The organism is Vogesella alkaliphila, from assembly GCF_014652475.1.
Taxonomy (GTDB): Bacteria; Pseudomonadota; Gammaproteobacteria; order Burkholderiales; family Chromobacteriaceae; genus Vogesella; species Vogesella alkaliphila.
On sequence record NZ_BMYW01000014.1, the window covers coordinates 18,602 to 41,718 of the forward strand.

Below are 23,117 nucleotides of genomic sequence, written 5' to 3' on the forward strand. Positions count from 1 at the left end.
CTTCATGTCGTCTCCTGCAGCTGGCAGTACAGCGCCAGCAGCTTGTCGGCCTCGGCCGCCCAGCTGTATTTCGCCAGCACCGCGCGCTTGCCGGCCTCGCCCATCGCCTGCGCGCGCGCGTCGTCGGCCAGCAGCGTGGCGATGGCGTCGGCGATCGCGCGCGGGTCCTGCGGATCGACCAGCAGGCCGCAGCCGGCATCCTCGACGATGCCGCGCCACAGCGGGAAATCGCTGGCGATCACCGGCATGCCGGCGGCCATGTACTCGAACAGCTTGATCGGCAGCGACTCGACGTAGCTCGGCGTCGGCAGCAGCGTCACCAGCCCGACCTTGCTCTGCGCCAGCACCTCGGCCACGCCCGTGCGATCGAGCACGCCCAAGTCGTTGACGCGGCTCCAGCCGGCCTCGCGCTGCAAGGCGGCCTTCAGGTCCGGCTCGCTCCAGATGCCGGCGAGGTTCAGCCGGGTGTCGGAATCCGGCAGCGCCGCGATGATGGGCTCGATGCCGCGGGTGCGGCTGATGCCGCCCAGGTAGCACACCTCGTTGCGGCGGCTGGCCCACGGCGTGTCGCGCACCAGCTCGGCCAGGATCGGGTAGTTGCACACGTCCACCGCGTGGCGGGCGCCGGCCCGCGCGAAGCGCTCGCGGATCACCGGCGTGGCGGCGACGATGGCGTCGAAACGGCGTGCGGCGTAGTCCTCCAGCGTCTCCACCCCGCGCGACACCCACGGTCGCGCGACGCCCGGTATCCAGTGCTTGGCCAGCACCTGGCGCGGCACGTCCTCGTGCACGTCGTACACGATGCGGATGCCGGCCTGCTGCAGGCGCAGCGCGGCGGGGATCAGCTCCGGGTCGTGAAAGTGCGCGACGTCCGGCATCAGCTGCAGGGTCTTCTCGTACACGCGCTTCACCGTGCCGGTCATGCGCGACAGGCGGCCGCCGGATTTGGCGCCGACGTCGTGCAGGCGCACGTCGCGGTTGATCTCGTCACCCAGCCCGTCGGCGACGATCAGGTGCACTTCATGGCCGGCGGCGGCCAGGCTCGCGCACTCCTTCACGAAGATGCGGATGTCGTGGCGCGGGTGGGCGCTGGTGAGATGGGCGATTTTCATCGACGGTTTCCTTCTGGCAACGCCAGCAAATCACGGTAGATGTCGGCAAAACGTTGCATATTGTGTTGGTGCAGGCCTTTTTCGGCCACCAGGCGGCGGTTCAGCGTCACCGCTTCCGCCAGCTGCGCGTCGTCGGCGGCGCGCAGCAGCTGCGCTTGCAGCGCCGTGCCGAGGCGTTGGACGTCCTCGACGATGGCGCCGTTGACACCGTCCAGCACCCACTCCAGGTTGGCCGGCAGGTTGGACAGCACCGGCAGGCAGCCGTGGCCCATCGCTTCGAGCAGGCTGATGCTGGTGGCGTCGCTCTTCGGCACGCTGACGAACACGCGCGCGTCGCGGTACAGGCCGGCCAGCACCTCCGGCGCCACGAAGCCGGTGAAGGTGACGCGGGCAAGACCGAGGCTGGCGGCCAACGTTTTGAGGTATTCCGTCTCCTCGCCGCTGGCGGCCACCGTCAGCGTCCAGCCGGCGAAGCGGGGATCGGCCTCCACCTCGGCCCAGGCGCGCACGATGCTGTCGATACGGTATAGCGGTTTGTGCAGGCGGCAGGACAGCACGGAGAGCGGCTTGGCGGCGATGTCCGGCGCCGGCGGCAGCGCGTCCATGCCGAAGTTCAGCACGTCCATGCGGGCAATCGGCGCCAGCTCGCGACACACCGCGGCCATGTGCAGCGAATCGCTGGTGACGGCGCTGGCGGCGGCAAGGTTGGCCGCCACCAGGTGTTTCATGAAGCGGTTCTGGCGCGGCAGCAGCAGCACGTCCGAGCCCCAGCAGGTCAGCAGCCACGGCAAGGACGTGCCGGCGAGCGCGCGGCGCGCGTGCCACGCCACGCTGTTGGCCTGGTGCACGTGCACGATGTCCGGCTGCAGCGCAGCTATCAGGCCGGCGATCCTGCCGGCGGTGGCCAGCGCCTTGAGGCTGAAGTCCACCTGCAGCACGCGGCCAAGGTTGGCCGCATGGTAGCGCGCCGGCAGCTCGCCGCTGGTGACGAGGTGGATTTCGTCCACGTGCGGCGCGATGCCGGCGAGGTAGCGGAAGGTGTGGACCGAGGCGGAGCCGATCAGCAGCAGTTTCATGGCGTGTCCTTGTGCTGGCGCAGCAGCTCGGCCAGCGCCCGGCTCAGCCGCGCCAGCTTGCGCTCTAGCCGCGCATCGGCCTTGAGCGCGATGTTCATCGGCAGGTTGAGCACGCTGGCGGCCAGGCGCTCGCCGTGCGGCGCGCTGCCGGCGACGTAGCCGTGGCGGAAGGAGCCGGCGGGGTGGATCACGTCGTCGAACCACACCCCGATGCTCAGGCCGCTGGCGGCGGACAGCCGGCGCGCCAGCGCCGCCTTGTCGGCCACCGCGAACGGCAGCGCGAACGGGTAGCGCACCCAGTGCGTGCCGGCCGGCGCCGGCCATTGCTGCAGCTGCGGCAGCGCGGCCAGCGCGCGCTGGTAGTGGGCGGCCAGTTGCTGCTTGTGCGCGATGGCGGCGGCCAGCGTCGGCAGCTGGCGGCGCAGCAGCACCGCGGACAGCAGCGGCATCGCGCGCGGCGGGTGCGGCTCGCCATCGCGGACTTCGCCGTCGCCGGAGCGGTAGACCATGCCCAGCCGCCGTACCGCGGCCATCGCGAAGCGCCCCAGCAGCGGCCAGCGCGCGCCCAGCAGGTGCGCCTTCAGCGTCGCCGCCAGCCGCCACTCGTCGCCGCACGGGATCTCCGGCAATACGACGGGCGGCAGCTCGCTACCGGCCGGCAGCAGCGCCATGCCGCCGATGCCGCCGGTGAGATTTTTCGAGTACTCGAAGCTGAAAAAGGCGCCGTCGTGATAGGTGCCCAGCCACTGCCCGTCGCAGCGCGAGGCGAAGCCGTGCGCGGCGTCGTCGACAAAGCGCACGTGGCGCTGCTTTTCGCGCAGCCAGGTCGGCACCTCGCAGGCGAGGCCGAAGTTGTGCGGCACCACCACCACCCGGGTGCGCGGCGTGATGGCGGCGTCCAGCGCCAGCCAGTCGAAATTGAGGCTGCCCTGGCCAACATCGACAAAGCGCAGCGTGGCGCCGCTCGGCGGCACCTGGTTGGGCACCACCACGCAGGTGAACGCCGGCACGATGACCTCGTCGCCGGCCTGCACCCCGTGCAGGCGCAACAGCGCGGCAAACGCGGCGCGGCCGCTGTCGAACAGCACGATGCGGCCAACCTCGACCTCGAACAGCTGCGCCAGCTCGATGCGCAGCGCGGCGCGGTGATGGCGGCGGCCGGCGAGCATGGCCGGGAAGGCGGACAGGTACTGCCAGATGCTCAGCGAATTGGCGGTCAGCATAGCGCCTTCACCTTTCTCGCCGGCTGGCCGGCGTACAGCCAGCCCGGTGCCAGCGCGCCCTTGACCACGCTGCCGGCGGCGACCACCACGTTGTCGCCGATCTCGGCGCCGGGCAGCACGATGACGCCGGCGCCGATGAACACGTTGTTGCCGATGCGGATGTCGGCGTCGGTGTGGCAGTCGACGAACGCCGTCGCCGTCACGTCGGCGGGGATGGCGTTGCTGTGGCAGAACAGCAGGCAGCGCGGGCCGATGGCGACGCGCTCGCCGATCTGCAGCCGGTTGCCGCCGATCAGGCAGTAGAAATGCGGCGCGATATGGCTATGCGCGCCAAGCGCCAGGCGGCCGGCGCCGTGCGTCAGCACCTCGCCGCCCCAGTACAGCCGCGCGTGCTCGCCTAGCTGCAAGGCCGCCGGCACCGCGCTGACCGAGGGATTGACCCGCGCCGAGGCGGCGAGGCGGGCACCGCGCCACACCAGCCACTGGCGCCACAGCAACAACAGCACGCGCTTAAACATCGGACCTTTCCCGCAGCCGCAGCAGGCGGAATACCCACGCCAGATACGCCGCAAAATAGAGCGTCATCACCACCGCCATCACGCGGAACGCCAGCATGGCGTCGCGCCCGGCGACATACACCGCGGCAAACACCGCCAGATTGACGATGACGCCGCACAACACGAACAGGAAGGACGCGCGCTGGCGGCCGATCACCATCGGCACCATGAAGGCCGGACCGACGATGAAGGCGGCGGCGAAGTACGGCGCAAGGTTGGCCGCAATCTCGCCGGCGCCCAGCCACGGCGCGCCGAACAGCAGCGCGAACAGCGGCCCGCCCCACAACGCCAGCACGCCGAACGGCACCACCGACAGCGCCGCCAGCACCAGCACCGCGCGCTTGAGCAGGCCGGACAGCGCGCGGCCGGACGCCGCCGCCTCGGCCAGATCGCGGAACACCACCTGCGCCACCGCCTGCCCCACCAGCGCCGCCGGCAGTTTCAGCACCCGCAGCACCAGCGCGTACTGGCCGACGATGGCGGAGCCGGACAACGCCGACAGCAGCGCCAGCATCAGCGAATCCTGGAACGCCACCACGAAGGCGTGCGGCGTGTTCACCAGCGGGAATTCGCGGTAACGCCGCGCGTCGGCCAGCAGCACACCGCGATCATGGCCGCGCAACCACGGCAGACGCGCCGCGACATCGGCACGCGCCAGCGTCAGCAGGGCGACGGCCTGGCCGGCCAGCTGCGACAGGATCAGCCCGCCGGCGGCGAGGCCGGACCAGCCGGCCGCCACTTGCAGCAGCGACACGCCCAGCGACTGCACCACCCGCCCCTGCGCGTTGGCCGCGTAGCGGCGCTGGCGGTTGTTCCACGCCGTCCACGCCGCCACCGCGCCTGCCAGCCACACGCCCAGCGGCAGCAACGGCAGCCACGGCGCCAGCTGCGGCGCGCCGAGCAGGCCGGCGATGGCGTCGTGCCACGGCCAGAACAGCGGCAGGGTCAGCAACAGCAGGCCGGTATTGATCGCCAGCGCCAGCAGCATCAGCCGCGCCGCCTCCGGCTCGGACTTGGGCAGCACCACCGCCATGTCGTAACGCGCGGTGGCGATCACCGCGAGATTGGACAGCCAGGCGACGAACACCGCCAGCACGCCGAAATCGGCCGGCGTGTACAGCCGCGTCAACAGCGGCGCGAACAGCAGCGGCAAGGCCTGCGCCAGCGCCGCGCCGCTGGCCAGCGTCGCCACGTTGCGCATGAAGCCGCCTGCGGCCAACCTTTGACGCAGCGCGTTCAATTAGCCCAGCGCCTTCTTCACCGCGGCGACGATGGCGTCCTGGGTGGCTTCGTCCAGGAACGGGTGCATCGGCAGGCTCATCACGCGACGGCCGGCGGCCTCGGCCAGCGGGAAGCTGCCCTCGCCCTGGCCCAGGTGGGCGAAAGCCGGCTGCAGGTGCAGCGGGATCGGGTAGTGCACCGCGGTAGGCACCCCCAGTTCCTGCAGCGCCTTCTGCACCGCGTCGCGGTTGTCCATCTCGATGGTGTACTGCGCGTAGACGTGGCTATTGCCCGGTGCGATCACCGGCACCCGTGCCACGTCGGCCAGCAATGCGCTGTAGCGCGCGCCGATGCGGGCGCGGGCCACCACTTCGTCCTGGAAGCTCGGCAGCTTGGCCAGCAGTACCGCGGCCTGGATGGTGTCCAGCCGGCCGTTGAGGCCGATCACCGGGTGGTGGTAGCGGCGATCCTGGCCGTGCACGCGGATTTCGCGCATTTTCTTCGCCAGCTCGTCGTCGTTGGTGAACACCGCGCCGCCGTCGCCGTAGCAGCCCAGCGGCTTGGACGGGAAGAAGCTGGTGGTGCCAATGGTGCACAGGTTGCCGGAGCGCTTGCCGTGCCGGCTGGCGCCGAAGCTCTGCGCGCCGTCCTCGATCACCGGCAGGCCGTGCTTGGCGGCGATGGCGTTGATGGCGTCGAAGTCCGCGACTTGCCCGTACAGGCTGACCGGCATGATGGCGCGGGTACGCGGCGTGATCGCTGCTTCCAGCAGCGCCGGGTCGAGGTTGTAGGTGAGCGGGTCGATGTCGACGAACACCGGCTTGGCGCCCAAGAGCGCGATCATCTCGCCGGTGGCGATGAAGGTGAACGGGGTGGTAATCACCTCGTCGCCGGCCTTGACGCCCAGCGCCATCAGCGCGATCAGCAGCGCCTTGGTGCCGTCGCAGACGCCGATGGCGTGGCGGGCGCCGGTGTAGGCGGCGAGCTGGTCTTCCAGCTGCTTCACCTCCGGCCCCATGATGTACTGGCCGTGATCCAGCACCGCGTGGATGCGGGCGTCGATGTCGGCCTTGAGATGCTGGTACTGCGCTTTCAGATCGATGAACTGGATGGACATGTGCTTAAACCTTTTCAGCCACGCCCCCCACAACAAACACGAAAGAAACTGACAGATCTGCCCGGCAGCTCCTGCAGGCCAGCCATTTGGCCTTGCGATTTTGTTCGTGTTTTTCCGTGGGACTCGTGGCCAACATCAAATAATCAAAGCGGCGCGCAGTGGTTGCCGCCGATGTCGTAACGTTGGCCGCAGACGCTGCAGGCGTGCTGGTCGATGCTGTCCGGCAAACGCTCGCCGCACTGGCACATCCAGCCGATGCGTTTGGCCGGGGTGCCGACCATCAGCGCGTACGGCAGCACGTCGCGGGTCACCACCGCGCCGGCACCGATGAAGGCGTACTCGCCGACGGTGTGGCCGCAGACCACGGTGGCGTTGGCACCGATGGTGGCGCCGCGTTTCACCACCGTGCGGCGGTATTCGTTCTTGCGGCTGACGTGGCTGCGCGGGTTGTTCACGTTGGTGAACACCATGGACGGACCGCAGAACACGTCGTCCTCCAGCGTCACCGCGTCGTAGATCGACACGTTGTTCTGCACCTTGACGTTGTCGCCGATGATCACGTCGTTGCCGACGAACACGTTCTGGCCGAAGGAGCAGCGCGCACCGATGCGCGCCTGGCTGCAGATGTGGACCCAATGCCAGACGCGGGTGTCGTCGCCGATCTGCGCGCCGTCGTCGACGATGGCGGTGGGGTGGACGGTGTAGGCGGCCATGATCAGTACTCCAGCGGCAGGCTGACGCGGCGGCCGTCGCGCGCCGACAGGTAGATGCCGACCAGCAGCTCCAGCGACTTCAGCCCTTCGCGGCCGTCGGTTTCCGGCTCGGCCAGGCCCTGCATCACGTTGATCACGTTGTCGTAGTACAGCGGGTGGCCGAAGCCGTACACGCTGGTGGTGGCGTAGCTGGCGGCCTTGATGTCGTCGTCCATCGCGTGCGGCTCGGCGAACTCCCAGTGCTGGATCTCGTTCACCGCCATGCCGCCGATGCGCACGGTGCCCTTCTCGCCGAGGATGGTGATCGAGCCTTCCAGGTTTTTCGGGTAGGTGAGCATGGTCACGTTCATGCTGCCCAGCGCGCCGGAGCGCCACTTCAGGCTGACCACGCCGCTGTCTTCCACCTCGATGTCGCGTTCCATGGTCGCGGTGTAGGCCTGCATGCTCTCCACCGGGCCGACGATCCAGTCCAGCAGGTCGACGTAGTGGCTGGCCTGGTTCATGAAGGCGCCGCCGTCGTACTCCCAGGTGCCGCGCCAGTCGGCCTGGTCGTAGTAGGACTGCGGCCGGGTCCAGAACACGTTGACGTTGACCATGTAGATGCGGCCGAAACGCTTTTCCTTCACCGCGCGCTTGAGCAGCTGCAGGGTGGCGTTGCGGCGGTTCTGCTTGACCACGAACAGGCGCTTGCCGGCCTGGTCGGCAGCCTTCACCATCGCCACGCCGTCCTGCCAGCGCGTGGCCATCGGCTTCTCGGTCATCACGTGGAAGCCGGCGGCGAAGCAGTCCATCGCCTGCTGCGGGTGCAGGCCGGACGGGGTGGTGAGGATGATCACGTCGGCGTCACTGGCCTTGAGCAGTGCGGCCAAGGTGGCGTGGCCACGGGCGCCGGTGCGCGCCACCGCGGCGGCCAGCGCCGCCGGATCGGTGTCGCAGACGTCGGTCAGCTCGGCACGGTCGGCGTGCTGTTCCAGCGCGCCGAAGTGGTTGTTGGCGATGCGGCCGCAGCCGATCAGCGCGAAACGGATCTTGCGGTCGGTGATGGTTTCGTAAGCAATCATTTCAGTCCTTTCCCGCTGCGGCGTGCTGCCGCAGGCTTTGCCCGTCGCGCAGAGGCGGCGGGCCCAAAATAGACAAGGGCCGCACGAGGCGGCCGGATCCGTGGCGCGCAGGCGCTCAGATCAGCAAACGGTTGTTGCTGTGCAGGTTGGCCTCTTTCAGCCGCTTCACGAATTCGCCGAACTCCAGCCCGAAGCGGCCTTCCAGTTCGTCGGCCTTTTTCGCCAGCGCGTCCCAGCCGGTCAGTGCGGGCGGCTGCTTGAACGCCAACACCGCCATATTGCCGTGGGTGGCGGCCGGCAGCTCGATCACGCAGCCTTCGAAGACCGCCAGCAGGCGTTCGAGGAAGCTGTGATAGCGCTTGTCGCCGCTCCACCAGTTGGTGACGAACACGCCGTTGGCGGTCAGCGCGCGCTTGCAGTCCTCGAAGAATTCTTCGGTGGTGAGGTCGGCGACGATCTGCTGGCCGTCGAAGCCGTCGACCATGATCACGTCGGTGGAGCCGCGGAACAGCTTGATGTAGTCGGCGCCGTCGGCCTCGACGATCTCGAAGAAGTCGCCCTCCGGCGGCAGCTGGAAGAACACCCGCGCCACGGCGACCACTTGCGGGTTGATCTCCACCGCCACGCTGATCGCGTCCGGCAGGTACTCGTCGATGAAGCGCGCCAGCGAGCCGCCGCCGAGGCCGATCTGCACGATGTGGCGCGGATCGTCGTTCCACAGCAGGAAGGCCATCATCGCGCGGGTGTAGGTCAGCACCAGGTCGGCCGGATCGTCGAGATCCATCGAGCTCTGGATGGTGGCCGAACCGAGGTGCAAGGAACGGATGTTGCCGCTTTCGGAGATGTCCACGTCCGGCAACGCGTCCTGGCTGTTGCGCACGCGGCGGCGGAACGGGTGTTGTGCCTTACCCGCCACGGCTGTCTCCCTTGGGACGCGAATCCAGGATGCTGATGGTGCGCCGGGCAGGAGCGGCTGGCGTTGCGGCCAACGTTGGCGCGTCCTCGTCGTCCGAACTCGCCAGCGCGACCGGATCGCGGAATTCTTCCTTGTCGAAGGCGGTGTCGCCACCCTCGAACGGGCTGTCGCCGGTTTGCAGGCCGGCGAAGTCGAACAGCTTGGTATCGGCCAGGTGCGATGGCACCACATTCTGCAGCGCGCGGAACATGCTCTCGACGCGGCCGGGGAAGCGCTTGTCCCAGTCGTTGACCATCTCCTTCACCACCTGGCGCTGCAGGTTGGGCTGCGAGCCGCACAGGTTGCACGGAATGATCGGGAATTCGCGCAGCTGCGCGTAGCGTTCCAGGTCCTTCTCGCGGCAGTAGGCCAGCGGGCGGATCACCATGTGGCGGCCGTCGTCGGACACCAGCTTGGGCGGCATCGCCTTCAGCTTGCCGCCGTAGAACATGTTCAGGAACAGGGTGTGCAGCATGTCGTCGCGGTGGTGGCCGAGCGCGATCTTGGTGGCGCCCAGCTCGTCGGCCACGCGGTACAGGATGCCGCGACGCAGGCGTGAGCACAGGCTGCAGGTGGTCTTGCCTTCCGGGATCAGGCGCTTGACGATGCTGTAGGTGTCTTCCTCGATGATGCGGTACTCGACACCGATGGACTCCAGATACTGCGGCAGGATGTGCTCGGGGAAGCCCGGCTGTTTCTGATCGAGGTTCACCGCCACGATGGAGAAGTCGATCGGCGCCGACTTCTGCAGGCCCAGCAGGATGTCCAGCAGCGCGTAGCTGTCCTTGCCGCCGGACAGGCAGACCATCACGCGGTCGCCCTCTTCGATCATGTTGAAGTCGTTGATGGCGTCGCCAACGTGGTGGCGCAGGCGTTTGGTGAGTTTGTTGCCTTCGAACTGGGCCTTTTTGGCCTTGTCGTCGGCAAGTTGCAGCGTGTCGGACATGGAGGACGGCTAAGAAATTGAAAAACAGGCGATTTTAACGTCAAACGCCTGTCCGTTGCCACACAATCCGCCCTTGTTCGCCGGCTTAATCGGCCAGCCATGCCCCCTGCCGGCGCAGCGCCTGATACTCGTCGCGGCTGAGGCGCAGGCGGCAGCCGACGCCGGCGCTGTCCGGGTACACGTCCGGCTTGCAGGTTTCCACCAGCACGCCGCTGACCGCCGGATGGCCGAAGGCGATGTCGACCACCTTGCCGAGCAGGTATTCCTGGGTCTCGAACACGCGGTCCTTCACCAGCGCCAGCGTCTGCAGCCGCAGGTAGTCGTAGTCCAGCACCAGCGCGATGTCGTCGCGCGGCGGCACCATGCGCGCCACCTGCAGCACGATGTTGAGCTGCATGCGCTGGCGCACGCCGCGCTCGAAGTCGTGGATGCCGATGAAGCAGTCGAACACGAAGTCGCGCAGAAAGATCTCGGCCAGCATCACGCCTCCACCGCGAACATCACGTCGCGCGCCAGCGGCAGCAGGTGCTGGCCGTCGTCCACGGTCAGCACCTGGCCGGTGATCTGCACCGCCTCGGCCAGGAAGTGCACCGCCTCCGCCACCGATTGCGGGCGGGTGCCCTCCCCCAGCGCCGTCATGCGGTGCGCGCGGGCGAAGTTGTCCGCCGTCTGCTCGCCGCTGAGCAGGGTCAGCCCCGGCGCCACGCCGTTGACGCGCAGGTAGGGCGCCGCCGCCATCGCCTGCAGGCGGATGCTTTCCTTCAGCGCCAGCTTGGACAGGGTGTAGGAAAAATAATCGGGATTGAGGTTGAACAGCTTCTGGTCGAGGATGTTGACCACGCTGCCGCGCGCATCCTGCTGCCGCAGCCACTGGCCGAACGCCGCCGCCAGCATCAGCGGCGCGCGGAAGTTCACCGCCAGCTGGCGGTCGAACGCCGCCGGCGACAGCTCGAAGAAACCGTCCTCCTCGAACAGCGCGGCGCTGTTGACCACGCAGTCCAGCCGACCGCAATCGGCCACCACCCGCGCGATCAGGCCGGCAAAGTCGGCGTCCGCCGCCAACAGGTCCAGGCCGTAGCTGCGCGCCTGCGGCAGGCGCGCGACAAGGTTGGCCGCATCGCCGGCCGAGTGGTGATAGTGCACGCACACCTGCCAGCCCTGGGCGGCAAATTGCTCCGCCATCGCCTGCCCCAGCCGTTTGGCGCCACCGGTGATCAACACGACTTTCATCCGTCCTCCTGCCATCCGTTTCCCGCTGCTCGCGCCCTCTGCCGGCACCACACGCGCGGCACGGCGCAAAAGCAGCATGATATATACTCGCCGGCAATTTCACTGACAAATCTTAGCCGCCATGAGCCTGCCAGAACCCTCTGCCGACGCCCTCGCCACCAGCCACGCGCTCAGCCACCGCATCGCCGCCGACATCGCCGCGGCCGACGGCTGGATCTCCTTCGCCCACTTCATGCAACAGGCGCTGTACGCGCCCGGCCTCGGCTACTACGCCGCCGGCAGCCGCAAGTTCGGCGCCGACGGCGACTTCGTCACCGCGCCGGAGCTGACGCCGCTGTTCGCGCAGACGCTGGCGCGCCAGCTGGCCGAGCTGCTGCCGCAGACTGCCGGCAACATCATGGAATTCGGCGCCGGCACCGGCCGCCTCGCCGCCGACCTGCTGCTGGCGCTGGACGCGCTCGGCTGCGCGCCGGCGCAGTACTTCATCGTCGACCTGTCGCCCGACCTGATCGAGCGCCAGCGCGACACCCTCGCCCGCCTCGCCCCGGCGCTGCTGCCGCGCGTGCAGTGGCTGCCGGCGCTGCCGGACAGCTTCGACGGCATCATGCTCGGCAACGAGGTGCTGGACGCGATGCCGTGCGAGCTGGTGGTGCGCCGGCAGGACGGCCGCCTGCAGCAGCGCGGCGTCACCATCCGCGACGGCGCCTTCTGCTTCGACGACCGCGACTTCGGCGATGCCGCGCTGGCCGCGCTGGCCGCCGAACTGGTGCCGGACATCCCCGGCTACGTCACCGAAATCAGCCTCGCCAACCGCGCCTTCATCCACACCCTGGCCGGCGTGCTGACGCGCGGCGCCATCCTGATGATCGACTACGGCCACAACGCCGGCGAGTACTACCATCCGGAACGCAGCATGGGCACCCTGCTCGGCCACTACCGCCACCACACCCTCCATGACCCGTTCTACCTGCCCGGGCTGATGGACCTGACCACGCACGTGGATTTCAGCGCCGTGGCGCAAAGCGGCCTCGACGCCGGCCTCGACCTGATCGGCTACCTCAGCCAGGCGCAGTTCCTGATCAACGCCGGCATCACCGAGCAGCTGTCGTTCCTGGATGCGGCCAACGTCAAGGACTACCTGCCGGTAGCCAAGGCGGCGCAGCGCCTGCTGTCGCCGCAGGAAATGGGGGAGACCTTCAAGGTGATCGGTTTTGGCAAACAGGTCGCCATCGACTGGATAGGCTTTAGCAGCGGCGACCGCTGCTACACCCTGTAAGCCGCCCGGACCATCGAAAAATAGTTGACACCCGGAAATCTGCTGCGTATAGTCAGCGGCCTTGATGCCTAGGCATCAAGATGTGGCGAATTAGCTCAGTCGGTTAGAGCGACGGAATCATAATCCGCAGGTCCGGGGTTCGAGTCCCTGATTCGCCACCACAGTTTACCGGGACGGTGCCACGGCAAAGTCTCACGGCGAATTAGCTCAGTCGGTTAGAGCGACGGAATCATAATCCGCAGGTCCGGGGTTCGAGTCCCTGATTCGCCACCAGTTCAAAAGCCAGCAGAAATGCTGGCTTTTTCCATTTCCGCGCCGGCACCCGTCCGGCCCGCGACATCCCCAAGCCCTGCCAGCCGTGCTAAAATCGGCGCAAGCTATTCATTTGCCAGCAAAAACCGTTCGCAAGCCCGTGGCCGCTTGCTTAGGCGGCCCCTGCTGGCATTTCTCATTTACAGTGTGCCCAGCATGAAAAAGGTTTACATCAAGACGTTCGGTTGCCAGATGAACGAGTACGACTCCGACAAGATGGTCGACGTGCTCGGCAGCAGCGAAGGCATGGTCAAGACGGAAAACCCGGAAGACGCCGACGTGATCCTGTTCAACACCTGCAGCGTGCGCGAGAAGGCGCAGGAAAAGGTGTTCTCCGATCTCGGCCGCATCCGGCCGCTGAAAGAGGCCAACCCGAACCTGATCATCGGCGTCGGCGGCTGTGTCGCGTCGCAGGAAGGCGACACCATCGTCAAGCGCGCGCCCTACGTCGACGTGGTATTCGGGCCGCAGACCCTGCACCGCCTGCCGGAGCTGATCAAGAGCCGGCAGCAAAGCGGCAGCGCCCAGGTCGACATTTCCTTCCCCGAAATCGAGAAGTTCGACCACATCCCGGCGGCCAAGGTCGACGGCGCCGCGGCGATGGTGTCGGTGATGGAAGGCTGTTCCAAGTACTGCTCGTTCTGCGTGGTGCCCTACACCCGCGGCGAGGAGGTGTCGCGCCCGTTCGACGACGTGCTGACCGAGATCGCGGGCCTCGCGGCGCAGGGGGTGAAGGAGATCACCCTGCTGGGCCAAAACGTCAACGCCTACCGCGGCCTGATGGCCGACGGCGAGATCGCCGACTTCGCGCTGCTGCTGGAGTACGTGCACGAGATCCCCGGCATCGAGCGCATGCGCTTCACCACCAGTCATCCGCGCGAATTCAGCCAGCGCATCATCGACTGCTACGCGCGCCTGCCCAAGCTGGTCTCGCACCTGCACCTGCCGGTACAGAGCGGCTCCGACCGCACGCTGATGGCGATGAAACGCGGCTACACCGCACTGGAGTACAAGTCCATCATCCGTAAGCTGCGCGCCATCCGCCCCGACCTGTGCCTGTCGTCGGACTTCATCGTCGGCTTCCCCGGCGAGAGCGGGGCCGATTTCGAGCAGACGCTGAAACTGGTGCAGGACCTGGCCTTCGACTTCAGCTACGTGTTCATCTACAGCCCGCGCCCGGGCACCCCTGCGGCCAACCTTGCCGACGACACCCCGCACAGCGAGAAGGTGCGCCGCCTGGAGGCGCTGAACGAGGTGATCGAGGCCGAAGGCTTCCGCATCAACCAGGGCATGCTCGGCAGCGTGCAGCGCGTGCTGGTGCAGAACATCTCGAAGAAGGACCCGTCGATGCTGGCCGGGCGTACCGCCAACAACCGCGTGGTCAACTTCGTCGGCCACCCGCGACTGATCAACCAGCTGGTCGACGTGGTGATTACCGAAGCCAACCCGCACTCGCTGGGCGGTGAACTGCTGCTCACGGAAAGTGACTAAATCATGCGCCTGCCACTCCTGCTGTTACCCCTCTTGGCGGCCTGCGCCAGCCTGCAAGCGGCCGATCCGGCCACCATGGACTGCGCGGCGCTGACGCAGGCGCTTGCGCAAACGCGGCAGCAGCTGCAGGATGAGCGACAGGCGCCACACAGCCCGATCCAGCTCAATATCGGACTCGGCGGCGCCATCGGCAGCCACGGCAGCGCCGGTATCGGTTTCGGCGTGCCGCTGGGCACCGCGCAACCGGACCCGCAGCGCATCGCCGGGCTTGAACGCAGGCTGCTGCAATTGCAGCAGCTATACCAGCAACGGCAATGTCCGCCCCTGACGACCACCAGTCCATGACCGAAGCCCACAGCAGCCACAGCTTTACCCCCGTCGACAACGAGCGCCTGTCCCGCCTGTGCGGGGTGCTGGACGAGAACCTGAAACAGATCGAAACCGGGCTGGATGTCAGCATCCAGCGCCGTGGCGAGCAGTTCAGCCTGCGCGGCGAGCAGGCCGGCCGCGCGCTGGCCCTGCTGCAGCGCTTTTATGCGCTGGCGGAAAAACGCGAGCTGTCGATCCAGGACATCCAGCTGGGACTGGTCGAGGCCCGGCAGCACAATCCGCAGGACGAGACGGACGACACCCCGACCCTGCACACCCGCCGTCGCGACCTGAAGGGCCGCACCCCGCGCCAGAGCCGCTACATCAAGGCCATCTTCAGCCACGACATCACCTTCGGCATCGGCCCGGCCGGCACCGGCAAGACCTATCTCGCCGTCGCCTGCGCGGTGGACGCGATGGAGCGCGACGCGGTGAAACGCATCGTGCTGGTGCGCCCGGCGGTGGAAGCAGGTGAAAAGCTCGGCTTTTTGCCCGGCGACCTGGCGCAGAAGGTCGATCCCTACCTGCGCCCGCTGTACGACGCGCTGTACGACCTGATGGGCTTTGACAAGGTCGCCAAGCTGTTCGAGAAGAACCTGATCGAGATCGCGCCGCTGGCCTATATGCGCGGCCGCACGCTGAACAACGCCTTCATCATCCTCGACGAGGCGCAGAACACCACGCCGGAGCAGATGAAGATGTTCCTCACCCGCATCGGCTTCGGCTCGCGCGCGGTGATCACCGGCGACGTGACCCAGATCGACCTCGCCCGCCACCAGAAGAGCGGCCTGGTCGAGGTCGAGCGCATCCTGAGCCAGGTGCGCGGCATCCATTTCCACCATTTCCAGAGCGACGACGTGGTGCGCCACCCGCTGGTGCAGAAGATCGTCGACGCCTACGACCGTTACCAGATCCAAGAAGATGAAGACCGCTAAACGCAATCAAGTGCTGCAAAGGTTGGCCGCACGGCTGGACCTGACCCTCGAAGACCGCCTGGAAGCCGAACAGCCGCTGCCGGCAGGCAAGCAGTGGCGCCGCTGGTGCCAGGCCGCGCTGCAGCGCGACGTGCACAAGGCCCAGATCTCGCTGCTGGTGGTCGACGAGGCCGAAGGCCGCGCGCTGAACCGCGACTACCGCGGCAAGGACTACGCGACCAACGTGCTGAGCTTCGCGCTGAACGAGGGCGACACCGTCGCCGGCATGCCGCTGTTCGGCGACCTGGTGTTCTGCGCGCCGGTGGTGGCGCGCGAGGCCGCCGAGCAGGGCAAGAGCCTGGACGCACACTACGCCCACCTCGTGGTGCACGGCATGCTGCACCTGCAGGGCCTGGACCACGAAGCCGACGACGAGGCCGAGGCGATGGAAGCGCTTGAAACCGTCATCCTCGGCAAGTTAGGCTATGCCGATCCTTACGCCGCAGAGAAACCCTGACCCGACACCATGGACGATTATTCCAGTAAACCCGCGCCCAACTGGTTCGAGCGCCTGCTCAACCGCTTTACCCACGAACCGGAAGACCGCGAAGAGCTGGTTTCCCAGCTGCATGCCGCCTTCGAGCGCAATGTGCTGGACGCCGAAGCGCTGTCGATGATCGAAGGCGTGCTCTCCTTCTCCGAGCGCACCGTGCGCGAGGTGATGGTGCAGCGCAGCCAGATGGACGTGATCCGCCTGTCCGAGCCGATGGAAAAGCTGCTGTCGCACGTGATCGAGGCCGGCCATTCGCGCTTCCCGGTGATCGGCGAGGACAAGGACGACGTGCAGGGCATCCTGCTGAGCAAGGACCTGCTGCGCTACTTCCTGACCCCCAACGATTTCGACCTGCAGAAGACGCTGCGCCCGGTGGTGTTCGTGCCGGAGAGCAAGCGCCTCGACGGCCTGCTGCGCGAGTTCCGCGCCACCAAGACGCACATGGCGATCGTGGTCGACGAATACGGCGGCGTGTCCGGGCTGATCACCATCGAGGACGTGCTGGAAGTGATCGTCGGCGACATCGACGACGAGCACGACCTGATCGAATCCGAAGACGACATCGTGCCGGTGCGCGGCGAACGCTACCGCGTGCTGGCCACCACCAGCATCGAAGACTTCAACGACTTCTTCGAGTGCGCGCTGCCGGACGACGAGGTCGACACCATCGGCGGCCTGGTCACCGCCAATCTCGGCTACGTGCCGGTACGCGGCGAAGGCCTGCAGCTGCAGGACTGGCACTTCACCGTGATCCGCGCCGACAGCCGCCGGCTACAGGCACTGCTGGTCGAGCGCCGTCCGCAGGCAGCACGCTAGATGCGGCGCACCCTCGGCTATCCGCTGCTGGCGCTGTCGGCCGGCGCCGCCAGCGTGTTCGCCTTCGCTCCCTACCGCCTGTTCCTGCTGATGCCGCTGCTGCTGGCGCTGCTGCTGGAACTGGTGCAACGTTGGCCGCAACGCGCCTTCCTGCTCGGCTACGCCTGGGCACTGGCCGCCTATACCAGCAATTTCTACTGGATCTACATCAGCCTGCACGACATCGGCGGCATGCCGGCGCCGATGGCCGGCGCCATGACGCTGCTGCTGCCGGCCTGGCTCGCGCTGTTTCCGGCGCTGGCGGTGTGGCTGGCCTGCCGTATCGGCACCAGCAGCGCCGCCCGCTGGCTGCTGCTGTTCCCGGCGCTGTGGACACTGGGCGAGTGGCTGCGCAGCTGGATGCTGACCGGCTTCCCGTGGGGCGCCATCGGTTACAGCCAGATCACCGAGAGCCCGCTCGCCGGCCTCGCCGCCGTCACCGGCATCCACGGCGTCACCTTTGCCGTGGCGCTGTCCGCCGCCATCCTGGTGCTACTGCCACGCTGGCGCCGCCTGCCGCAGCTGGCGCTGCTGGGCCTGGCCACCGCGCTGTGGGGCGGCGGTGCCTGGCTGCAGCAACAGCAGTGGACCACGGCCAGCGGCAAACCGCTGGCGGTGTCGCTACTGCAGGGCAATATCCCGCAATCGCTGAAATGGGACCCGGCCACCTTCGAGCTGACGCTGAGCACCTACTACCGCATGGTGGCCAGCGCGCCGCCGTCCGACCTGCTGCTGCTGCCGGAAACCGCGCTGCCGGTATTCCTCGACGACCTCCCCTCCGGCTACCTGACCATGATCAACGGCGACGCCAGCCGCCGCCAGGCGACACTGATCACCGGCATTCCGCGCCGCACCGACGACGGCAGCGGCTATCTCAACGCGGTGGTGGCGCTGAACGACCCGGCGCAACCCTACTACGCCAAGAACCACCTGGTGCCCTTCGGCGAGTTCATCCCGCTGCCGGCGCTGACCGGCTGGATCTACCGCTTCATGGACATGCCGCTATCCGGCTTCAGCCGCGGCGGCGACAACCAGACGCCGCTGGCGGTGGCCGACCAGCGCATCGCCTTCAACGTCTGCTACGAGGACGGCTTCGGCGAGGAGCTGATCGGCCCCGCCGCCAGCGCCACCATGCTCGCCAACGTCAGCAACCTGGCCTGGTTCGGCAGCAGCAACGCGATGAGCCAGCAGCTGCAGCTGTCGCAGGCGCGGGTGCTGGAAACCGGGCGCCCGATGCTGCGCGCCACCAATACCGGCATGACGGCAGTGATCGATGCCAGCGGCGAGGTGCAGACCGTGGCGGCGCCGGACACGCGACAGACGCTGACGGCGCAGGTGCAGGGCCGCAGCGGGCTGACGCCCTACATGCGCTACGGCAATGCGCCGGTGCTGTGGGGCTGTCTGGCGCTGCTACTGGCCGGCATAGCGCTGCACGGCTGGCAGCGTTACCGCCGCCAGTCGCCGGTCGCCGCATAAACAAAGCCCGACGCGATGCGTCGGGCTTTTTGCTGCGGACAAGGTTGGCCGCAAGCCTGCGGCCAACCTTTCCGTCGCCTCACACGTGGAAGCGCGACACCATCTGTCGCAGATTGCCGGTCAGACCGTGCAGCTCGCCGATGGCACCGGAGGTCTGCCCGGCGGCCTCGGCATTCTGCGCCGCCGCCTGCGCGATCTGCTCGACGTGGCGGGTGATCTCCTCGCTGGCGTGGCCCTGCTCGGACAGCGCCTGCGAAATGTCGTTCACCACCGCCACCACGCCGCCGGCGCTGACGCGGATCTGGCGGATCGACTCGCCGCCCTGCTCCGCCAGCGCCAGCCCGGATTTCACCCGCTCCACCGCCTCTTCCATATTGCTGCGCGACGCCTCGGACCCGCTCTGGATCTCGCGGATCATCACCGCGATCTCCTGCGTTGCCTGGCCGGTGCGCTCCGACAGCTTGCGCACCTCGTCGGCGACCACGGCAAAGCCGCGCCCCATCTCGCCGGCACGCGCCGCCTCGATCGCCGCGTTCAGCGCCAGCAGGTTGGTCTGGTCGGCGATGTCCTTGATCACCTGCATGATGGTGGAGATGGTCTGCGTCTTGCCGACCAGGTCGCCGATGGTCAGCGCCGCCTGATCCACCGACTCGTTGATGCGGTGCATCTCGTCCACCGCGCGCGAGATCACCTCGCCGCCGCTGTGCGACAGCTGGCCGGAACTGGCCGATACCGCGTGCGCATGGCTGGCCAGTTCGGAAATCTGCTTGATGCTGGCGGTCAGCTCCTCGATCGAGGCCGCCATGTCGCTGGCGGCACGGCTCTGCTGCTCGGAGCCGCTGGCCACCGCGGTCGCGCTGCCCGAAATATTGCCGGCCATGCCGGTCAGGCTGTTGCTGCTGTCGGCGATGCCGCCGACCAGTTCGCGCAGATGCTGCTGCATGTCGGCCACCGCCGCCAGCAGGCTGTCTTTGTCGCCTGCCGCCACCGGCACCGCGACATTGAGCTGACCCAGGGCGATCTGGCGCACCACGTCGCGCGTCAGCGCCGGCTCGCCGCCCAGCTGCTGCATCACGCTGCGGCGGGTCAGGTAGCCGATCACCACTACCAGCAACACCGCTGCAAAAATCTCTGCAAACAGCATCAGCGCGGTATTGCGCAGCGCCAGCGTCACGTCGTCCAGATAGATGCCAGTCCCGACCACCCAGCCCCACTTGCCACTGCTGGCAAGGTAGGACAGCTTGGGCTGTGGCTGGTCAAAGCCCGGCTTGTCCCACACGTAGGACACGAAATTGCGGCCGTTGCCGTCGCGCACCGCCTGCTCGAACAGCTCGCCGAGGTTGACGCCGGTCGGGTCCTTGATGGTCTTCAGGTTGGTGCCGGCCAGCTGCGGCTTGGCGCCATGCGCCACCCACACCCAGGCGGGATCAAAGGCAAAGAAATACTCGCGCTCGTCGTAGCGCATGCTGTTGAGCACGGTGATCGCCTGCTGCTTGGCATCGGCCTCGGACAGCTTGCCGCTGGCGGCCATCTCCTCGTAGCCCTTTATCAGCGTGACCGCGCTCTCCACCAGATTACGCACCTTGGCCTGGCGGTCGGCGTACAGCGAGGCCCGCTCGAAGTACAGCGTGATGCCGCCTATGATACAGAGCAGCACCGCCACCAGTACCACCTGCAATTGCAAACGTCGCCTCAATGACATCGTCCCGTTACTGCTCATCGCTACTCTCCTAGTCGTTTTATGTCGCCGTGTGTACCGGCGTGCTTATTTAGTATCACTTTATGTAAACTACCACTAGAGCAATTGCCCTTTTTAAAGCATTTAACCAGAAAAAAACCCGGCCGAGGCTAGGTAAAACAGCGACAGAGGGTAATCCCTCATCGTGGACAGGGTCATATCACCGCCAGCAACAGCAACTCGATGATCAGTGTTGCCGAGCGCGACGTGGTAGTAATGACTTTCAAGGGGAAAAGAATGGCGCGCTTTTCAAGACGCGCGAGCTGGGCTCACCGAACAGCGATGCCTTACAGCGACAGGGAGAGATCGAGCGTGGGCGCGTGCCCAGCGCGGTCAGTCGCTCGAACGAGGGCGCCGAAGAAGCCCCACAACGGCAGGCGGCGACAATGCCAAAGAAATCCGGCGGGGAAAGACAATAAAAAAGCCGGCTTGCGCCGGCTTTTTTACTTGAAGCTGCTTATTCAGCGGCTTCTACTGCAACTGCTTCTTCTGCACGATCCACCAGTTCAACCAGTGCCATCGGAGCGTTGTCGCCCTGACGGAAGCCGTACTTCAGAATACGCACATAGCCACCGTTGCGGTTAGCAAAACGTGGGCCGAGTTCGTCAAACAGTTTTACAACCATTTCACGATCACGAGTGCGGTCAAAAGCCAGACGACGGTTGGCCAGCGATGGCTTCTTACCCAGGGTAATCAGCGGCTCGGCAACACGGCGCAGTTCTTTGGCCTTTGGCAGAGTAGTCACGATTACTTCGTGACGCAGCAACGAGTTAGCCATGTTGCGAAGCATCGCAAGACGGTGGCTGCTCGTACGGTTCAGTTTACGATTACTGTTACGATGACGCATTTTAGTGTCCTTTTATCCCGACTTACGGCTTCTCAAGACCAGCCGGTGGCCAGTTCTCAAGTTTCATGCCAAGGGTCAGGCCTTTAGAAGCGAGAACTTCCTTGATCTCATTCAGAGACTTGCGACCAAGGTTCGGAGTCTTCAGCAGCTCGGTTTCCGTACGCTGAATGAGATCACCGATGTAGTAAATGTTCTCTGCCTTCAGACAGTTGGCGGAACGTACCGTAAGTTCGAGATCGTCAACCGGACGCAGCAAGATCGGATCGATCGGCGGCGCCTTTTCAACGATTTCCTCGACTGCGGTGCCTTGCAAGTCTGCAAAGATCGACAGCTGATCAACCAGAATACGGGCAGCGATACGCACTGCTTCTTCCGGCTCGATCACGCCATTGGTCTCGATGTCCAGCACCAGACGGTCAAGGTCTGTACGCTGCTCCACACGGGCGCTTTCAACATTGAAGCTGCAGCGGTTCACCGGGGAGAACGAAGCATCGAGCTGGATGGTGCCGATGGTACGGTTGTCATCATGGCTGATGCGGGCGGAAACCGGCTGATAGCCGCGGCCCTTCTCAACTTTGACTTCCATATCAATCTTGCCGCCAACCGACAGGTTGCAGATGACGTGATCAGGGTTGATCACCTCAACATCGTGCGGCAATTCCAGATCACCAGCCAGGACAGGGCCTTCGCCTTCCTTTTTCAGGGAAAGAATGACACTGTCACGACCATGCAGTTTGAGTACTACACCCTTCAGGTTCAGAAGAATGTCGACGACATCCTCCCGAACACCGTCAAGAGCGGAATACTCATGCAAAACGCCAGCAATAGTAACTTCGGTCGGTGCGTAACCAGGCATCGACGAGAGCAGGATCCGGCGCAGGGCGTTGCCCAGAGTATGGGCATAACCACGCTCGAACGGCTCCATCGACACACGGGCGTGTGTAGCCGAAACCGGCTGCACATCGATCAAACGCGGTTTCAGAAATTCCGAAGCGCTGTTTTGCATAGTCATTCCTTAAGAGCTAGCGATTACTTGGAGTAATATTCCACAACGAGCTGCTCGTTGATATCGCTAGACAGCTCGGAACGCTCAGGAGCAGTCTTGAAGACACCTTCCATCTTCTTGCTGTCAACAGCAACCCACGAAGGGAAGCCGATTTGCTCGGCCAGTGCCAAGCCTTCCTGAATACGCACTTGCTTCTTGGACTTTTCGCGAATAGCAACAACGTCGCCTGCTTTCACCTGGAAAGAAGGAATATTCACAATCTGACCATTCACAGTGATTGCCTTGTGGCTAACCAGCTGACGTGCTTCAGCACGGGTAGAACCAAAGCCCATGCGATAAACAACGTTGTCCAGACGGGCTTCAAGGATCTTCAGCAGGTTTTCACCGGTGGAGCCTTGACGACGAGCTGCTTCAGCAAAGTACTTACGGAATTGACGTTCCATAATGCCGTAAATACGACGAACTTTCTGCTTTTCACGCAGCTGTACACCATAGTCAGACAGACGGCCTTTTTTCGCGCCGTGCTGACCTGGAGGGGTATCAAGCTTGCACTTGGAATCAAGTGCGCGACGGGCACTCTTCAGGAAGAGATCAGTCCCTTCGCGACGAGCAAGCTTACATTTTGGGCCAATATAACGTGCCATGTTCTCAGACTCTCCGGATTAGATACGACGTTTCTTGGGAGGGCGACATCCGTTGTGTGGTACCGGAGTCACGTCGGAGATGCTGGTAACTTTGAAGCCAAGGGCGTTCAGGGCACGCACGGAGGATTCACGACCAGGGCCAGGGCCCTTGATACGAACCTCAAGGTTCTTTACACCATATTCTTGGGCAACTTTACCAGCGTGCTCTGCAGCTACCTGAGCTGCAAACGGTGTACTTTTACGCGAGCCTTTAAAACCAGCACCGCCGGAGGTAGCCCAAGACAAAGCATTCCCTTGACGGTCAGTGATGGTGATGATGGTGTTATTAAAGGAAGCGTGAACGTGGACGATGCCATCGCTTACGCTTTTGCGTACCTTTTTGCGTACACGCACTGCTGTGTTTGCTTTAGCCATTATCTATGTTC

Annotated in this window: 24 protein-coding genes and 2 tRNA genes; 9 read left to right on the forward strand and 17 right to left on the reverse strand. The window is 65.7% G+C overall.

Annotation, left to right across the window (positions count from 1 at the left end):
• Window positions 1-2: 2 nt before the first annotated feature.
• The 12 genes from IE100_RS15575 to IE100_RS15630 form a co-directional block, all read right to left on the reverse strand.
• On the reverse strand, window positions 3-1,112 hold the full coding sequence (locus IE100_RS15575; RefSeq protein WP_189375466.1) for a glycosyltransferase family 4 protein: 1,110 nt from the start codon (window positions 1,110-1,112) through the stop codon (window positions 3-5).
• The gene (locus IE100_RS15580; protein ID WP_189375468.1) at window positions 1,109-2,188 is read right to left on the reverse strand and encodes a glycosyltransferase family 4 protein; all 1,080 of its coding nucleotides are present in this window, start codon (window positions 2,186-2,188) and stop codon (window positions 1,109-1,111) included. The genes IE100_RS15575 and IE100_RS15580 overlap by 4 nt, the downstream gene beginning before the upstream one ends.
• Entirely contained in the window at window positions 2,185-3,411 is a 1,227-nt protein-coding gene (locus IE100_RS15585; protein ID WP_189375469.1) for a DegT/DnrJ/EryC1/StrS family aminotransferase, read from the reverse strand. The genes IE100_RS15580 and IE100_RS15585 overlap by 4 nt, the downstream gene beginning before the upstream one ends.
• Window positions 3,405-3,929, reverse strand: coding sequence for an acyltransferase (locus IE100_RS15590; RefSeq protein WP_189375471.1), 525 nt, complete (start codon window positions 3,927-3,929; stop codon window positions 3,405-3,407). Before IE100_RS15590 ends, IE100_RS15585 begins: the two co-directional genes overlap by 7 nt.
• Entirely contained in the window at window positions 3,922-5,208 is a 1,287-nt protein-coding gene (locus tag IE100_RS15595) for a lipopolysaccharide biosynthesis protein (protein WP_229800418.1), read from the reverse strand. The genes IE100_RS15590 and IE100_RS15595 overlap by 8 nt, the downstream gene beginning before the upstream one ends.
• Window positions 5,209-6,306, reverse strand: a complete 1,098-nt coding sequence (locus IE100_RS15600) for a DegT/DnrJ/EryC1/StrS family aminotransferase (protein WP_189375473.1) — start codon at window positions 6,304-6,306, stop codon at window positions 5,209-5,211. It lies immediately after the preceding gene.
• Between the two features lie 143 nt (window positions 6,307-6,449).
• Window positions 6,450-7,019 carry an acyltransferase gene (locus tag IE100_RS15605; RefSeq protein WP_189375474.1) on the reverse strand — a complete coding sequence of 190 codons (570 nt, stop codon included), beginning with the start codon at window positions 7,017-7,019 and terminating at the stop codon, window positions 6,450-6,452.
• Between the two features lie 2 nt (window positions 7,020-7,021).
• The gene (locus IE100_RS15610) at window positions 7,022-8,080 is read right to left on the reverse strand and encodes a Gfo/Idh/MocA family protein (protein ID WP_308426772.1); all 1,059 of its coding nucleotides are present in this window, start codon (window positions 8,078-8,080) and stop codon (window positions 7,022-7,024) included.
• A gap of 115 nt (window positions 8,081-8,195) precedes the next feature.
• Entirely contained in the window at window positions 8,196-8,996 is an 801-nt protein-coding gene (locus IE100_RS15615; protein WP_189375476.1) for a polyamine aminopropyltransferase, read from the reverse strand.
• Window positions 8,986-9,981: a tRNA 2-thiocytidine(32) synthetase TtcA gene (gene ttcA / locus IE100_RS15620; RefSeq protein WP_189375478.1), complete on the reverse strand. Its 996-nt coding sequence runs from the start codon at window positions 9,979-9,981 to the stop codon at window positions 8,986-8,988. The genes IE100_RS15615 and ttcA overlap by 11 nt, the downstream gene beginning before the upstream one ends.
• A gap of 85 nt (window positions 9,982-10,066) precedes the next feature.
• A complete protein-coding gene (locus IE100_RS15625; RefSeq protein ID WP_189375480.1) occupies window positions 10,067-10,462 on the reverse strand; it encodes a dihydroneopterin aldolase in 396 nt (131 codons plus the stop codon).
• Entirely contained in the window at window positions 10,462-11,211 is a 750-nt protein-coding gene (locus IE100_RS15630) for an SDR family oxidoreductase (RefSeq protein WP_189375482.1), read from the reverse strand. The genes IE100_RS15625 and IE100_RS15630 overlap by 1 nt, the downstream gene beginning before the upstream one ends.
• Window positions 11,212-11,332: 121 nt before the next feature.
• Here IE100_RS15630 and IE100_RS15635 point away from each other — a divergent pair, with 121 nt between their 5' ends.
• The 9 genes from IE100_RS15635 to lnt all read left to right on the forward strand — a co-directional run bounded on the left by IE100_RS15635 (window position 11,333) and on the right by lnt (window position 18,457).
• On the forward strand, window positions 11,333-12,487 hold the full coding sequence (locus IE100_RS15635; RefSeq protein WP_189375483.1) for a class I SAM-dependent methyltransferase: 1,155 nt from the start codon (window positions 11,333-11,335) through the stop codon (window positions 12,485-12,487).
• A gap of 84 nt (window positions 12,488-12,571) precedes the next feature.
• Window positions 12,572-12,648: transfer RNA gene (locus IE100_RS15640), tRNA-Met, on the forward strand.
• 35 nt (window positions 12,649-12,683) lie between these two features.
• Window positions 12,684-12,760: transfer RNA gene (locus IE100_RS15645), tRNA-Met, on the forward strand.
• Between the two features lie 195 nt (window positions 12,761-12,955).
• Window positions 12,956-14,290, forward strand: a complete 1,335-nt coding sequence (gene miaB / locus IE100_RS15650; protein WP_189375486.1) for a tRNA (N6-isopentenyl adenosine(37)-C2)-methylthiotransferase MiaB — start codon at window positions 12,956-12,958, stop codon at window positions 14,288-14,290.
• Between the two features lie 3 nt (window positions 14,291-14,293).
• Complete coding sequence (locus IE100_RS15655; RefSeq protein ID WP_189375488.1) at window positions 14,294-14,635, forward strand: hypothetical protein; 342 nt, start codon at window positions 14,294-14,296, stop codon at window positions 14,633-14,635.
• Window positions 14,605-15,594 (forward strand): PhoH family protein, encoded by a 990-nt coding sequence (locus tag IE100_RS15660; RefSeq protein WP_373295308.1) that lies wholly within the window; start codon window positions 14,605-14,607, stop codon window positions 15,592-15,594. Before IE100_RS15655 ends, IE100_RS15660 begins: the two co-directional genes overlap by 31 nt.
• On the forward strand, window positions 15,581-16,090 hold the full coding sequence (ybeY, locus tag IE100_RS15665) for an rRNA maturation RNase YbeY (protein ID WP_189375489.1): 510 nt from the start codon (window positions 15,581-15,583) through the stop codon (window positions 16,088-16,090). The genes IE100_RS15660 and ybeY overlap by 14 nt, the downstream gene beginning before the upstream one ends.
• A gap of 9 nt (window positions 16,091-16,099) precedes the next feature.
• A complete protein-coding gene (locus tag IE100_RS15670; protein WP_189375498.1) occupies window positions 16,100-16,942 on the forward strand; it encodes a CorC family transporter in 843 nt (280 codons plus the stop codon).
• On the forward strand, window positions 16,943-18,457 hold the full coding sequence (lnt, locus tag IE100_RS15675) for an apolipoprotein N-acyltransferase (RefSeq protein WP_189375499.1): 1,515 nt from the start codon (window positions 16,943-16,945) through the stop codon (window positions 18,455-18,457). It abuts the gene before it with no gap.
• Window positions 18,458-18,536: 79 nt separating this feature from the next.
• Here the strand turns inward: lnt and IE100_RS15680 are convergent, their stop codons facing one another.
• The 5 genes from IE100_RS15680 to rpsK form a co-directional block, all read right to left on the reverse strand.
• Entirely contained in the window at window positions 18,537-20,159 is a 1,623-nt protein-coding gene (locus IE100_RS15680; RefSeq protein ID WP_189375501.1) for a methyl-accepting chemotaxis protein, read from the reverse strand.
• A 493-nt stretch (window positions 20,160-20,652) separates the two neighbouring features.
• Window positions 20,653-21,042: a 50S ribosomal protein L17 gene (gene rplQ, locus IE100_RS15685; RefSeq protein ID WP_047967686.1), complete on the reverse strand. Its 390-nt coding sequence runs from the start codon at window positions 21,040-21,042 to the stop codon at window positions 20,653-20,655.
• 22 nt (window positions 21,043-21,064) lie between these two features.
• The gene (locus IE100_RS15690) at window positions 21,065-22,048 is read right to left on the reverse strand and encodes a DNA-directed RNA polymerase subunit alpha (protein ID WP_120809396.1); all 984 of its coding nucleotides are present in this window, start codon (window positions 22,046-22,048) and stop codon (window positions 21,065-21,067) included.
• Window positions 22,049-22,071: 23 nt separating this feature from the next.
• Entirely contained in the window at window positions 22,072-22,692 is a 621-nt protein-coding gene (gene rpsD / locus IE100_RS15695) for a 30S ribosomal protein S4 (protein ID WP_047967688.1), read from the reverse strand.
• Between the two features lie 18 nt (window positions 22,693-22,710).
• Window positions 22,711-23,106 carry a 30S ribosomal protein S11 gene (gene rpsK / locus IE100_RS15700; RefSeq protein WP_017507353.1) on the reverse strand — a complete coding sequence of 132 codons (396 nt, stop codon included), beginning with the start codon at window positions 23,104-23,106 and terminating at the stop codon, window positions 22,711-22,713.
• Window positions 23,107-23,117: the final 11 nt, after the last annotated feature.